The organism is Flavobacteriales bacterium (genome assembly GCA_016716605.1).
Classification (GTDB): Bacteria; Bacteroidota; Bacteroidia; order Flavobacteriales_F; family PHOS-HE28; genus PHOS-HE28.
Window position 1 is genome coordinate 1,536,271 of the sequence record JADJWA010000001.1, and the last position, 15,013, is coordinate 1,551,283.

Consider the following 15,013-nt stretch of genomic DNA (forward strand, 5'->3'; position numbering starts at 1 on the left):
CCGAAGCCCGAGGATGACCGCATGAGCCGACTGGGCTTGGAGCAGGGCGATTACTACTTCTCGCCCGAGGGCTTCTTGGTGTTCACGGAGCAGTACCACCGCAAGCGCGGCTATTGCTGCGGGAACCGCTGCAGGCACTGCCCTTTTGGGCATGAGGGGGTGAAGAAGGTGAGGGGGTAGGCAGCGTTCCGCTGGGCCCGGCTATCTTCACCATGCCATGCGGGGAATCGTACTCCTGGGTTCACTCTTTTCGACCGTTACGGCTTTGGCCCAGAATTGGGCCCTGCTCAACCCTGCTTATCGGTACAACTACAGCGACGACGGAACGGACACCATCCGCCACCAGATCCGCGTGATGGATGTGGATACGCTGGGGGTGGACAGCTTCCGGTATGAGTTGAACCTGGTCGCCAAGGTCTGCGACACCTGCACGTCGCCGGGTCTTTTCATTCTCCTCGACCAGCCCCAGTTCATGCAACGAAAGTTGAACGTTGGACCAACGGCTTGGCACTTCCACGATCCAGGCTCATTCGTACTGCTGCCCCAAGCGAACCTCGGCGATAGTTGGATCTTCGATACGCTGGCGAACATCGAGGCCACGGTGAGCATGGTCGATCCGATACAGGTCTTCGACAGCGATGTGCAGCGCAAGATCATCAGCCTATCCGATGGCGACAGCATTGTGATCAGTGAACCCTTCGGTGTGCTGAGTTGGAACGGCTATGAACTAATTGGCGAGCACGGGCCTGATGTCGGGAGGTTGATCCCATCGCTTGAAGAGATGTTCCCTTATCAATCCGGGGACGTGGTCGAGTATTCGATCGATGCCGGAGGTACGGATGGCATTTCAAGCAACTTCGGTCACGGTCGGCTGTACAAATTCACGGTGGACGACGACAACCCGACCAACGCATCAGTTCTCTTCGATGGAACGATGATCGACCATCGGTGGAACTGGACGAGCTACTGGAATGGGCCGATCTATGTTACCTCTGGCCATCTTAACATCTTCGGCACTACCTGGACCGCGGGTCGGCCTGAGTTGCCATGGGCCGATCTGCTGACTTCCTATCCCGGCCAATTGATCGGACACAGGAACGATCTGGAATGGTGGAGCGATTCGCTCGTTTGCATCGCTTACCACGGGATCGATGATATGGGCCATCGCACGATACGTTGCTTGGATGTGCGAGAACCGTTGTTCGAGGGGGAGCCGCCAGGACAGTTCATGCACCCATTTCCGGACCCGCCACAGCCCGATCAACCAGTTGCGGCAAGCGTTCAGAATTATTGCAATGGAGCGCCTGATCAATCATGCGGGGTCTTGTACACTGAAGGCATGGGATTGAACTGGTTGTTCGGCAACTATTTCGAGTCCTTCGAAGAGTATGTGCTCGTTGGGTCCGTGGTCTCTGGTGACACTATTGGTACTGTCCACTCCGACGACTACCTCATCACGTTGTCGGTCGACGAGATTGCCAACCACCCATCTAACATAACCCCGAACCCCGCCAATGACCGGATCCAACTCACGAGCACCGAACCCGGTCCCTTCATTCGCATCACGGACCTCAATGGCCGAGTTATACTCACCCGTCGCGTAGCGGCGACCAACGAGACGATCGATGTCCATTCTCTCCAACCTGGAGCTTACTTGTTGCAGATCGATGGCTTCGCCCCTCAACGTTTCATGATCGTGCGATGAGGAACCTGATCACGCTCCTGCTTGTGTTGATCGCCACCTGCGGCCATGCGCAGAACTGGGCGCTCATCAACCCCGCCTACCGGTACAACTACAGCAACGACGGCACCGACACCATCAGCAACCAGATCTTCGTTACGCACATCGATACGCTTGGTGTAGATAGTTTTCGGTATGAGTTGAACGGTGTAGCGAAGCTGTGCGACACCTGCGCAGGTCCGGACCTGTATCTCTGGACGAACGATCCGCAATTCCTCCAACGAACCGTGAACATTGGATCGAACGTCTGGCATTTCCATGGACCTGGGTCGTTCGTGATCCTTCCGCAAGCGGATATCGGCACCTCATGGCTCTTGGACACGCTTGCCAACGTTCAAGCGACGATCACTTCCATCGTGACGGTCGATCAGTTCGGCGTCGACATACCGCGCAAGACGGTGGGACTGTCGAACGGTGATGTACTTGTGTTCAGCGAGGAATACGGCATTCTCAGTTGGAGCGGCCATTCGCTCATCGGCGTGCACGGGCCCGATGTCGGCAGCTTGGTGCCTTCGCTCAGCGCGTTCTTCCCCTATCAAGCCGGCGATGTGGTGCAGTACATACGCGGCTACGGCAACTGTTGGCCATGTAACGGATACGAGTCGTTGTTCAAGATCGAGATCAACGGGTCGAACGTGCTGAACACCGCGATCGCCTGGGACGGCTGGTTTACCTCCTACACGCACCACTGGCACGCGCCCTTCTCCGGGAACGTATCGCACTGGTACACCTATGCGAACGAACCTACGAATTGGATCGCGGGCAGCGGTGAGTTCCCGTTCTTCGACCTGATCCGATCCTATCCGGGTCAGCTCGTTTGGCCTGTTACCTGGTCAGGAAACAACTGGTCGGAACATGGGTGCATCGCGAAACACGGAATCGACGAGAACGGGCGCTACACCATCACTTGCGATACTCTTCCTGGACCATCTCATTTCATATGGCAGTTCTCGGAGGTGTCCGAAGGCCTGATCGAATTCTTCCCACAAGTCGATGTCTGTTTAGAGAGCCAGCCATGTGGTGCGCTCTACCGCGAGGGCAGCGGCCTGGTCTATTACCGTTGGAACTTCTTCGAGACGAGCATGTCTTATGTACTCGATGCGACCGTTGTGGGCGGCGACACCACCGGTGTGGTGCTCACCGATGACCAGATCCTTGCCGTGTCCGAACCGGGACGCGTCACTGGTGCGATCAGACCATCACCCAACCCGGCCAGTGACTTGATCTCCATCACGAATGCGGCCATAGGAACAACCGTAAGGGTTGTGGCCAGCGATGGGCGCTTGATGATCGAGCAACGCATCAGCTCCTCCAACGAGACCATAAATGTCCGTGACCTCAAGGTGGGCATGTATGTCCTCCGGATCGAAGGCATGCTTCCACAGCGCTTCATGATCGTACGATGAGAACGTTTGCCCTGCTTATCACCTTCTCGCTCGAGGGCATTGTGAATGCCCAGAACTGGGCACTGATCAACCCGGCCTACAAGTACAACTACTCCAACGACGGCACGGACACGATCAGCAACCAGATCCGTGTGCTGTACATCGACACGTTTGGGCCGGACAGCTTCCGGTTCGACCTGAACCTGATCGGCATTCCATGCGACACATGCGGTGTTGAGCTCGGGGGACTCTGCGATGGCTGCTACGTTTGGGTGGACCAGCCGCAATTCCTGCAGCGTAGGGTAATGGTCTCGAGCGGGGCATGGCTCTTCGTGGATCCTGATACGATGCTCATCCTGCCGAATGCTGCGGTCGGTTCGGCCTGGCCCTTCAGGCCGGATGGGTCGGTCACCGCGACGCTCATCGCCAGGCAAGAGTCCTCGGTGTTCGGAGTGTCGGACAGCACGGCGGTCATCCTGCTGTCCACCGGCGATTCCCTCATCGTATCGAAGGACCATGGACTCCTGCGTTTCGCGGATGCAGCCAACGGAACGGCGTTCGATGCCATCGGCATCCATGGGCCCGATGTCGGCGAACTGCTCCCCTCGCCCATGAGCTATTTCGACTACCACGCCGGCGACGCCCTCCAGTACCACAGTGCAGGCTCGTACTGGACGGGCGGCATGTTCCCTTTCACCTTCTACAGTGGTTCCCAGAAGATGGAGATCCTATGGCGGGACGAACTGGCGGAGGGATATGTGGCCCACTACATCGCCGGGAGCTTCTACCAGAGCGGCCCACCACCAAGTCCGGGCTTCTGGGTCACGGGGCTGCTCAGCGGATCCTTCACCATGAACGATTCCATCGTGCGGGAGCGCTTCCATCCTGTCACCACCTGGCCAAACCAGATCACCTCCGGAGGTTGCGGCCATTTCCTAGAACCGCAGGTGTGGCTCAATAGAGCGCTCGCGGTCCATTCGACGGACTCGGACGGTCGACATGTCATTGGCGCATTTCAGCGGCAGCATGGCGGGGTGCCGATCAGCATGCTGAGCAACGGACCCGTTGCAGGCTTCCCGCTGCTGTTCCCGCTGGAAGGAGCGGCTGTTCACGGCACCTTCAAGGAAGGCATCGGCATGATCGAAGGGACTGAGAACTCCAACTTCGAATCGTGGTGCGAGTTGATCTTCATGGGGGCCAGCCTTGGAGGCGACACCATCGGCTGGTTATCGGCTAACGATGACTTTTACGGGCCGCTCTCGGCCAGTGAGCTTCAGGGACCGCAGTCCATTACCTGCTCTCCGAACCCGGCCGATGACCATGTGATGATCGCGGGCGCTCCAGTGGGTGTCTCCTTCAGGCTCATCGATGCGCACGGACGTATGGTCCACCAGGGATTGGTAATGAGCCCAACGGAGCTGATCGACCTGAAAGCCTTGGGCCCGGGGCTGTATATGCTGGCCATTGATGGGCAGCCCCCGCAACGTTTCGTGATCGTGCGTTAGTCCCGCCTTCGCGCGATCTTCGCGGTCCCGCTAGCACGGGATGAAACACATGTCCGTCGCCCCTACCTCCGACCTCGTCCTCTTCCAACAAAGCATCCGCGAGGGCATCCCCGATGTCCTCCCACCTGCCCGTGCGCTCGACCCTAGCGTGAGCCACGCACCCAAGCGCAAGGACATCCTCGGTGCCGAAGAGAAGAAGCTCGCACTGCGCAATGTTCTACGCTACTTCCCGAAAAAGCACCACGCCACGTTGGCGCCGGAGTTCGCGCAGGAGTTGAAAGAGTTCGGCCGCATCTACATGTACCGGCTGCGTCCGGAGTATCCGATGCTCGCGCGGCCGATCACGGACTATCCAGCGCAGTGCAAACAAGCGGCAGCGATCATGCTGATGATCCAGAACAACCTGGACCCCGCCGTGGCGCAGCACCCGCAAGAGCTAATCACGTATGGTGGCAATGGCGCGGTGTTCCAGAACTGGGCGCAGTACCGGCTGGTGATGAAGTACCTGAGCGAGATGACCGAGGAGCAGACGTTGGTGATGTACAGCGGCCATCCGCTCGGCCTCTTCCCCAGCCACGCCGATGCTCCTCGTGTGGTGGTGACCAACGGCATGGTGATCCCGAACTACAGCAAGCCCGATGATTGGGAGCGCATGAACGCGCTGGGCGTTTCGCAATACGGGCAGATGACGGCGGGCAGTTACATGTACATCGGTCCGCAAGGGATCGTGCATGGCACCACGATCACGGTGCTCAATGCTTGCCGCATGTTGAAGGACGCCGGATCGAAGGGCAAGCTCTTCGTGACATCCGGACTTGGTGGCATGAGCGGTGCACAGCCGAAGGCAGGCAACATCGCGGGCGTGGTCACCATTTGCGCCGAAGTGAACGCGACCGCTGCGCACAAGCGTCACAGCCAGGGGTGGGTGGATGAGGTGATCAGCGATGTGGACGCGTGCATCGATGCCGCCATCGCATGGCAGAAGAAGGGTGAGGCACACAGCATCGCCTTCCTTGGCAATGTGGTGGACCTCTGGGAGCGCCTCGCCGCGCGCAAGATCAAGGTTGATCTCGGCAGCGACCAGACCAGCTTGCACAATCCGTGGGCGGGCGGTTACTACCCCGTTGGACTCAGCTACGAGGACAGCAATGCACTCATGGTGCAGGATCCTGAAGCCTTCAAGCAGCGCGTCAAAGAAACGCTTCGGCGCCATGTGAACGCCGTGAATACGCTTGCGGAGAACGGCATGTACTTCTTCGACTATGGGAATGCCTTCCTGCTGGAGAGCAAGCGCGCAGGCGCAAACATCGGCGGATTGAATGGCGAAGAGTTCAGGTATCCGAGCTACGTGGAGGACATCATGGGTCCGATGTGTTTCGATCATGGCTTCGGACCCTTCCGCTGGGTGTGCACCAGCGGCGATCCGAAGGACCTGGCTACCAGCGACCGCATCGCCGGTGATGTGCTTGAAGCCATGGGGAAGGAGGCCCCGCCCGAGATCGCGCAGCAGATCGCAGACAACCTGCACTGGATCCGCAGCGCGCAAGAGAACAAGCTCGTGGTAGGCAGCCAGGCGCGCATCCTCTATGCCGACAGCGAAGGCCGCATCCGCATCGCGCGGGCCTTCAACGAGGCAATCCGGAGGGGCGAGATCAGTGCGCCTATCGTGCTGGGCCGCGACCATCATGACGTGAGCGGCACCGACAGCCCGTACCGCGAGACGAGCAACATCCGCGACGGCTCCCGCTTCACCGCCGATATGGCCGTGCAGAACTTCGTAGGCGATGCCTTCCGCGGCGCCACGTGGATCAGCTTGCACAACGGTGGCGGTGTGGGATGGGGTGAGGTCATCAACGGCGGCTTCGGCATGGTGCTCGACGGCAGCGCCGACAGCGACCGTCGCCTGCGGAGCATGCTGCATTGGGACGTGAATAACGGAATCGCCCGACGCGCATGGGCCCGCAACCCCAACGCGGTCTGGAGCATCGAGCAGGAGATGAAGCGCACGCCCCTGCTGAAGGTGACCCTGCCCAATGAGGCGGATGACGCTTTGGTGGCCAAGGCCTTGGGTTGAGGTCGGCTCTTTTTCTAGACCTTCGCCCAACCTCACAGGACCTTCGCCCGTGTATGTGGGCGAACGCAACCAACTCGCTAGACATGAAGACACTTCTCCGCTCCAGTTCATTGACGATTGCGGCCCTGCTCGGCCTGACTGCCTTGGCCCAGCAACCATACTCCGTGACCATCGCGGGAACGGTTGTCGGCTGTACCGCCAACTCATCCGTGAGCATTGTGAGCCTGCCCGGCGTGCAGCCAGCCGTCGATATCGATGTGCCGGTCCTGCCGCCCTCATGCACATTCACCGTTACGCTTGAGTTGGCCTCGCAAGGCGGCGGCTTTACGGTGAGCGTGCCTTGCCTGGGCGCCATCCAGTCCCAGGTCGTGCAGTACCAGGTGCCAGCTTTAGGCGACAGCACGGCGGTCTCTGTGACCTTCAACTGCGGCAATACAATGACCGACTGCCTTGGCGTGCCCGGAGGCAACGCGATGCCCGGAACGGCATGCACCACCTTCCTCGGCGTGCCCGGAACCTGGAGCGCGGACTGTATCTGCGTGGCCAACAACAGTAACCTCGATTGCGAAGGCGTGCCGAACGGCCCTGCGCAACCCGGTACACCCTGCAACACGCCGAACGGCGCCACAGGCCTTTGGACCGCCAACTGCATTTGCGACACCGACACCATGGGCGGTGCCTACGATTGCCTCGGGCAATTGAATGGGCCGAACCTTCCCGGCACCCCTTGCTGGGTACTCGGCACCAACTTCATCGGCCTTTGGGATGCGAACTGCGCATGCGTGGATAGCACCACCACCGGTGGCGGATGCAGCGCCTCCTTCTGGGCCATGCAGGCCATGGAGTTCGATAGCTTGAACAATCCGAATGGCGGCGGCAGTCCGATACCCTATGAAGTCTGGGTATGGAACCTGAGCACCGGCAACGGCGCCATGACCTACAACTGGGACTTCGGCGATGGCAGTACCAGCAACCTCGCGTACCCCACGCATACCTACAGCGGCAACGGCCCCTACAACCTCTGCCTCACGATCTCCGATGGTGCGGGCTGCACGGACATGTTCTGCGACAGCATCTCCATGGACGGTGACGGCATCCTCGTAGGTATGGCACTGGAGAATGGCGCCGATGGAAGCGCCGCGCGCCAGGATGGCTTCACGATCAATGTGCAGAATCCGCTGGTCATGGGTGTGAGCGATGCCGCCATGCTGAGCCAAGCGGCGATCTGGCCCAACCCGTCCTCCGGCGAACTCAACCTCGCGGCGGTCTCCCTTGCCGATGGCCTGATCGACATCAGCATCCACGACGTGAGCGGGCGACTGGTTCTCCGTGAGAGCCGCGCCATGGCCACCGGCCGCAACCAGCACAGCCTCGATGCCCGAGCCCTTCCAGCCGGTGTGTACACCTTGCGCGCAGCGGACCGGACCGGAAAGGCCATCAGCCTGCGCTTCGTGAAGGCGGACTAGGCAGCAAGCATCCGTTCCGAAGGCCCCGCCAGCACTGCTGGCGGGGCCTTCGCGCTTTCTTGACAGAAGGCAGAGTATTTTTCGAGTCTGCCCAACCATGAGCTGTCCTATTCCGTGTATGGGAACGAAACCCAATTGACCCGTGAACATGAGAACCGCACTCCGCACGCTGACCTTCTTACTTGGCACCTCGGCCTCTGTCCTGGTGGCCCATGCCCAACCCCTCTACACCTTGATAGTGGAAGGCACCATCACCGGCTGCACCACCTTGCAGCAGGTGAACATCGCTTCAACACCCGGCAGCGTACCATCCTACAACTACACACTGGAGGTGGCTCCGAATGCATGCTTCTATGATACCATCCTCCATTTCAACAGCCCAGCGGCCGGTGTTGTGGTGACCACCATGTGCGGTGGCATGGCGCTCACGGCCACCGACACCGCCTCCTTCAATGGCGTGCTCGACACGGCTACCGTGGTGCTCAATTTCAATTGCGGGGGCCAGACGGATGACTGCTTGGGAGTTCCCGGCGGCACGGCATTACCCGGTACGGCCTGCACCACTTTCCTCGGGGTGCCCGGCACTTGGAGCACTGATTGTGTTTGCGTGGCGAACACCTCTTCCTGCAATGCCTGCTTTACGGTGAGCCAGACCGGCGCGAACCCGAATGGCACAGGAGGAACACCATGGAGCATGAGCATCGCCAATTGCAGTAGCGGAAACGCGCCATTCACCTACCAATGGTGGATGCCGGACGGCAGTGCGTCGAACTCGGCCGACCCGAATTTCATCTTCAGCATGGAGGGCGTCTATGGCATCTGCCTTACGATCGCTGATGCCAGCGGTTGCACCAGCACGTTGTGCGACACGGTCATGGTCGATTCCCTCGGTAGCATTTACACGGGCACCTTCTACTACGATTGCAATGGCGTGCTTAATGGCCCAGCCGTTGCTGGCACACCCTGCACCACGCCCGCTGGCGTTACGGGAATATGGAGCGCCAATTGTGCCTGCATCGCCAACACGCTGACCGATTGCGAAGGCGTTGTTGGCGGCCCGGCCATGCCCGGCACTCCTTGCACGGTGATGGGCGGCGGAATGGTCTTCACTGGAACGTGGAGCAACAACTGCGTGTGTGATACAATGGGCGTGGCCACCGATTGCCTTGGCATACTCAATGGTCCAAACGTGCCAGGCGCTCCTTGTCAGAATCCAGCTACCGGACTGAACGGTTACTGGGATGCCAACTGCATCTGCGTAGCAGACACCAGCACCACGGGCTGCCAGGCCGGCTTCTGGGTCTTCCAAGCCTACGAGGTTGACAGCTTGAACCCGAACGGCGGCGCCACGCCGATCCCCTACGAATTGTGGGTGTGGAATCTCAGCTCCGGCTTGAGCCCATTCCTGTTCGAGTGGGATTTCGGTGACGGCACCAGCAGCTTCGACCCGTACCCGACGCACGTCTATGGCAACGATGGGCCATACAACCTCTGCCTCACCATGAGCGACGCTGCGGGCTGCACCAGCACCTACTGCGATAGCATCAGCATCGACGGCGACGGACTCTATTGGGGCCTGGCACCGCAGGATGGCGAGGTGCGCAACGGGTTCACGATCAATGTGCTCAACCAGCTGCCCACGGCGGTGGAAGAGCGCTCCTTCAACGAGCCGCGCCTCTGGCCGAATCCCGTGATCGATGCGCTGAGCATCAGCTTCCGCAGCACCGTTAGCGGCAACGTTCCACTGAGCATCATCGACCTCAACGGCCGTGTACTCCTGCAGGACAACCTGGCCTATGCCCGCGGCGCCAACCGCATCGACCTGTCCGCAGCGCAACTCGCGCCCGGACTGTACGTGCTCCGCATCGGCACCGATGCCAACGCCATGAACATCCGCTTCGTGAAGCACTGAAGCGCCTCGTGAATGCTGAAGGGCGTCCGCCGATTGGCGGACGCCCTTTGGCGCAACAAAAGGATGGTCGACGCCGCGCTCATAGCACGCTGCATCAAGCAGGAGCCCAAGGCGCAGTACGCGCTGTACCGGACGCTGTACGGACCAATGATGGCCATCTGCAGCCGCTACGAGCGCAACCGCGACGACGCCCTCGACCGCTTGAACCAGGGCTTCCTCAAGATCCTCAGCAACCTCGACAAACGCCGCCCTGAAGTCCCCTTCGAGCTCTGGACCCGCCGCATCATGATCAACACCGTGATCGATAACCACCGCCAGGAGAAGCAGCGCCGCGACATGGAATCGCTGGATGCACCCTTGGATGAGGGCACGCTCTCTGAAGTGAACGATTACCTGAATCAGATGGACGCTGATGCATTCGCGGACCTCCTGAAGCGTGTGCCCGAAATGAGCCGCCGCGTCTTCAACCTCTTCGCCATCGATGGCTTTGCGCACCATGAGATCGCGCAGATGCTGGGGATCAGCGAAGGCACCAGCAAGTGGCATGTGAGCCACGCACGTCAAGTCCTCCAACACGCCATTGCCCGCCTCGCGGCGCCTGCCATGGCCAAGACCGTTTCATGATGAACCACCACGAGCAATTCGACGAGCTCGCCCGGCAGAAGCTGGAGCAGCGCGCCTTCCCTTTCGAGGAGAGCGCATGGCTCCAGGCGCAAGAGGCGATGGCCGCAGGCAAACGGCGTCGACCCAAGGCGTTCTGGTACTTCGCAGGCGTTACTGCGATCGGACTGGCCGTGTGGGGCTTGTGGCCAAAGGCCTTCGAGAAGACGGCAGTGATCGTGCAGGCCGACTCTCACGCGCCGGTGAAGGAAGGCGGCGGATTGATTGAGACACAGGCGCCAGAAGCGGCGCGCAATCTGCCTTCAGTCCCGGCTGAAGAGCAAGCAACAGCAGCCATTGATACAGAAGCGAACTCGCAACGGCGTCAGATGGCGGCAAGCGGATCGCCGGATCAAAGGGCGGAAAAGGACTCGCAGCAACAGCCTCCGAACCGTGCCGTGGCCGGAACGCAGCCTATTGTGCAGATCGCTGATTTGACGCAGGTGGTACCTCCGGTGGTAAAGAAGGAAGAACATGAAATCGTGCCGCCATTCGAAGCGCTGGAAGCGGATGGGCGACATGCAGCCGACGTGCAGGATACCGTGGAGCCTGTGGTTGACATCGATGTCGACCTGATGGCCTCGGGGGTACCACAGTATGGGGCAACCGAAGCGGGTGAAGGCGCTGCTGCGGTCAACCCTGATGCTGTGGTCCAGCCGCCAATAGTTGAACCGAAGCCCGCAGAGGACCAGCTAGCGACCGACGTGATCAGCGAGGTGAACAGCGAGTCGCAATCTGCAGCGGACCCTGAGCTGAAAGAGCCGAGCAGTGCTGCGGCTTCATCAATTGATCCTCCTCCGGCAGACTGCGCATCAGCCGCAACACCTGAGCCGTCGATGGTACCGCTGGTTTCGCCCCGCAGCCCATGGGAGATCACCGCGCTGGCCGGTCTGTTCAGCACCACCAGCCGTTACCAGGGGGCGCGCGCGCAGGATTGGTCCGTCACCCCGGAGCGCACAGCGTCTTTCGGTGCAGAGGCCATGCGCATGGGCCGCAACTTCGGCTACGGCATCGGCCTTCATTACGGCACCTACGCCGATCGCTTGGCCACGCCCGAAGAGAGCCGCACGGACGCGTTGCTCTCACGCTATTGGTTCTTTCAAGCCGTGGATACCACGGTGCTCATCATCACCGGAACCACCACCGATTCGCTCGGCAACACGGTACACACGGGCGTGAACGTGCCCACCACCGTGCAAGTGCTCCGTTCTGCTTACGACACCTCCTACACGACCTCCTTGATCCGCGAAGCCCGCACCCGCTTGAATCGCACCAGCTACGTCGAGGTTCCGGTGCTGCTCGACGCGCATCTGGTGCAAGGCCGATGGAGCATCGGGGTGCGCGGCGGGCCCACCATCGGCCTGCTCACCACGCGAAGCGGTTCCTTGCCCGGTGAAGGCGATGGCGGCTATGCGGAGCTGGGCGCTGCCGAAGTGCGGCAGTTCGTGTTCGGCTGGACGGCCCGTGCCTACCTGCGCTACCGCTTCAATAGCGCGTGGAGCATCGGGGTGGAGCCTTCGGCGCGCGGGCAGTTCCAGGATGGCGTGATCGGCAAGGCGGCGAACCGGCGTTCCAGCGGCTTGGGCGCCGTGCTCACGCTGAGCTACCGGTTGCGCTGAGGCGCTGTTCGAGTTTCCCTTGAAGGCTGCCCTGACGGCTTGGCCTGCGCTTACGCATCTTCACCGCGCCGATGCGCCGCGCCTTCCTCACCAACCTGCTGCTGCTGCTGGCGCTGAACCTGTTGGTGAAGCCCTTCTACATCCTGGGCATCGATGCCGGGGTGCAGCGCGCAGTGGGAACGGAGCTGTATGGGATGTACGCAGCCTTGCTGAGCCTCGGCTTCCTGCTCAACATCGTGCTCGATCTGGGCATCACCAACTACAACACGCGGCACATCGCGCAGCACACCCCGCTCATGGGCAAGTACTTGGGCGGCGTGGCAGCAGCGCGCGGCGGACTGATGCTCGCCTATGCCGTGCTCACGGTGGGAGCGGGCATCGTGCTGGGTTATCGCGGCGCGCAGCTCGGCATGCTCGGCTGGCTCATGCTCAACCAAGCGCTGGTGGCCAGCATCCTCTTCGTGCGCAGCAACATTCAAGGGGCGCAGCGCTTCCGGCAGGACAGCCTGCTGAGCGTGCTCGACCGCGTGCTGCTGATCGTGATCGTGGGTGCGCTGCTCTGGGGCAGGGGAGAAGGCGCGTTCTTCCGCATCGAATGGTTCGTGTGGGCGCAGACGGCGGCTTATGCGATCACGCTCCTCGTCTCGCTGGTGCTGGTGCGCCGCCTCAGTGGAGCGGTGAGCCTGAGATGGAAACCCGCCTTCACCTGGGTGGTGCTCAAGCGCAGCTTCCCCTTTGCGCTGCTGATCCTGCTCATGACCTTTTACTACCGCATCGACACGGTGATGCTCGAGCGGATGCTGCCCGATGGCCAGGTGTGGGCCGGCATCTATTACCAGGGCTTCCGCTGGTTCGAGGCGCTGAACATGCTCGGTTACCTCGTGGCCGGTTTGCTCCTGCCCATGTTCAGTCGTATGCTGAAACAGAAGGAGGACGTCGCGCCACTGGCCGGCATGGCCTTCCGCTTGGTGATGGCCGGCAGCATCGCGGTGGCAGTCTTCGGCAGCGCGCATGCGCTGGAGGTGATGGAGCTGCTCTATCATGAGGACACGGAGAGCTCGGCGCGCGTGCTGCCCATGCTGCTCTGGAGCTTCGTGGCGGTGTGCACCACCTACGTCTTCGGAAGCCTGCTCACGGCGGGCGGGAACCTGCGTGCCCTGAACTGGATGGCGGCGGGCGGCGCGCTCCTCAACATCATGCTCAACCTGATCCTCATCCCCCGTATGCAGGCCGAAGGCGCAGCATGGGCGGCACTGATCGCGCAGGGCGCCACGGCTTTGGTGCAGGTATTCCTAGCTGCGCGCATGAACAAGCTGAAAGGCACTGCGGTGATCGCGCTCAGGTCCTTGGTGCATGCTGGTTTACTGGTCGCCGTGATTCACGTCCTAGATGCTAGCGATATCGGTTCATCGACAGCTACAATATGTTTTACGTTGGTCGTGCTGGTTTCGGCATGGGCCACAGGGCTTATAAGGCTCGGAGAGCTGCGAAGTGCGATGAATGACAAACGCTGATTCCATCACCCATGCGAATCAGATGGACGTGAGCGAGTCTTTTCGGAGCTCTTTGCATGCACCGTATCCGATTTACCTTCATCTCTTGATCAGCGATGCACGCGCTAGCGCATTTCCGGAAACATCAAGCACAACGACTTGATAATGCCCCGCATGCAACACGCCGAACTGCAGGCTGCCTTGGGTTGCTGGTTGATCATCGACCAAGCGCCCGACGCTGTCGAAAAGCATGATACGGTCGGCCTGTGCGGGTAAGTTCTCGATGCGCGCATGGGTGTCAACCGGATTCGGCGCCACCGTGAGCAGGTTCATGCCAGTTGGCCGATTCTCAAATACTGAGTTCGGTAGCTCCCCGATGTATTGCGTCACTTGGCGGATCGGTTCACCATCGATGCTGTTGAACGGCCCGCAGATATACAAGCTGTCGCGCCAGAAGGTGAGGTCATATACGCGCGAGAAATCGTTGGCTTGCGGAGGCGGGGTGGTGAAGGCACCGGGCAATCCGCTCCATTGGTTCCCATCCCAGATGGCCAACCCGCAACCGAGAGGCGTACCTCCGGCGTTGTCGAACTGCCCCCCTACGTACAGCAGGCCATTGTGCCATTCCATGCGGAAGGCCGTGGCCGCAGGCGGAAAATCCGAATAGGCAAGGCCACCATCCATGTCGCTCCAGGTGCTCCCGTCGAAGCAGGCCACAAGGTTGCCTGGAGCGCCACTGCTCTGCTTGAAGGTGCCGCATACGTAGAGCGCATCGTCCTGCACTTCAACATCGCGGATGTGGTACGCGTTGTTCCAGCCCGGTACATCTTCCCAGGCTGTGCCGTTGTAACGCATGAAGTAGCGAATGCCCGGCCCATTCGGATTCTGGAATCCGCCGTTCATGTAAGTGTAGCCCTGGAAATCGAAGACGTAGGCAACATAGTCGCCGTTATCCGGCGCGTCCGGAATCAGCGCCCACGGTTCCCATTCATGGAACGCACTGCCATCGTAACGGTACACGCAGGCTTCCGGGTAGCCGCATAGGCTCTCGGCGAAGCCGGTGGCATAGATGGAAGTGGCATCCAGGTTGTTCATCACCAGTTGGTTCAGACCGCTTAGCGGTGGATTGATGCACTCAAGAACTTCCCATCGTGAGGT

The 15,013-nt window shown here is 60.6% G+C and carries 11 protein-coding genes; 10 read left to right on the forward strand and 1 reads right to left on the reverse strand.

The features are described 5' to 3' along the window. Positions 1–21 precede the first annotated feature (21 nt). The 10 genes from IPM12_05915 to IPM12_05960 all read left to right on the forward strand — a co-directional run bounded on the left by IPM12_05915 (position 22) and on the right by IPM12_05960 (position 13,876). Positions 22–180 (forward strand): hypothetical protein, encoded by a 159-nt coding sequence (locus tag IPM12_05915; protein ID MBK9147344.1) that lies wholly within the window; start codon positions 22–24, stop codon positions 178–180. Positions 181–217: 37 nt separating this feature from the next. Continuing rightward, positions 218–1,705, forward strand: coding sequence for a T9SS type A sorting domain-containing protein (locus IPM12_05920; GenBank protein MBK9147345.1), 1,488 nt, complete (start codon positions 218–220; stop codon positions 1,703–1,705). Continuing rightward, complete coding sequence (locus IPM12_05925; GenBank protein MBK9147346.1) at positions 1,702–3,147, forward strand: T9SS type A sorting domain-containing protein; 1,446 nt, start codon at positions 1,702–1,704, stop codon at positions 3,145–3,147. Before IPM12_05920 ends, IPM12_05925 begins: the two co-directional genes overlap by 4 nt. Continuing rightward, positions 3,144–4,631: a hypothetical protein gene (locus tag IPM12_05930; GenBank protein ID MBK9147347.1), complete on the forward strand. Its 1,488-nt coding sequence runs from the start codon at positions 3,144–3,146 to the stop codon at positions 4,629–4,631. Before IPM12_05925 ends, IPM12_05930 begins: the two co-directional genes overlap by 4 nt. Before the next feature lie 49 nt (positions 4,632–4,680). Further along, complete coding sequence (locus IPM12_05935; GenBank protein ID MBK9147348.1) at positions 4,681–6,705, forward strand: urocanate hydratase; 2,025 nt, start codon at positions 4,681–4,683, stop codon at positions 6,703–6,705. A gap of 53 nt (positions 6,706–6,758) precedes the next feature. Beyond that, complete coding sequence (locus IPM12_05940) at positions 6,759–8,171, forward strand: T9SS type A sorting domain-containing protein (GenBank protein MBK9147349.1); 1,413 nt, start codon at positions 6,759–6,761, stop codon at positions 8,169–8,171. Positions 8,172–8,319: 148 nt separating this feature from the next. Then, complete coding sequence (locus IPM12_05945; GenBank protein ID MBK9147350.1) at positions 8,320–10,083, forward strand: PKD domain-containing protein; 1,764 nt, start codon at positions 8,320–8,322, stop codon at positions 10,081–10,083. A gap of 63 nt (positions 10,084–10,146) precedes the next feature. Next, on the forward strand, positions 10,147–10,707 hold the full coding sequence (locus IPM12_05950) for a sigma-70 family RNA polymerase sigma factor (protein MBK9147351.1): 561 nt from the start codon (positions 10,147–10,149) through the stop codon (positions 10,705–10,707). Beyond that, entirely contained in the window at positions 10,707–12,362 is a 1,656-nt protein-coding gene (locus tag IPM12_05955) for a hypothetical protein (GenBank protein ID MBK9147352.1), read from the forward strand. The genes IPM12_05950 and IPM12_05955 overlap by 1 nt, the downstream gene beginning before the upstream one ends. A 71-nt stretch (positions 12,363–12,433) precedes the next feature. Further along, a complete protein-coding gene (locus IPM12_05960) occupies positions 12,434–13,876 on the forward strand; it encodes an oligosaccharide flippase family protein (protein MBK9147353.1) in 1,443 nt (480 codons plus the stop codon). Between the two features lie 78 nt (positions 13,877–13,954). On the opposite strand, the gene IPM12_05965 is transcribed toward IPM12_05960, so the two are convergent. Further along, positions 13,955–14,950: a hypothetical protein gene (locus tag IPM12_05965; protein MBK9147354.1), complete on the reverse strand. Its 996-nt coding sequence runs from the start codon at positions 14,948–14,950 to the stop codon at positions 13,955–13,957. Positions 14,951–15,013: the final 63 nt, after the last annotated feature.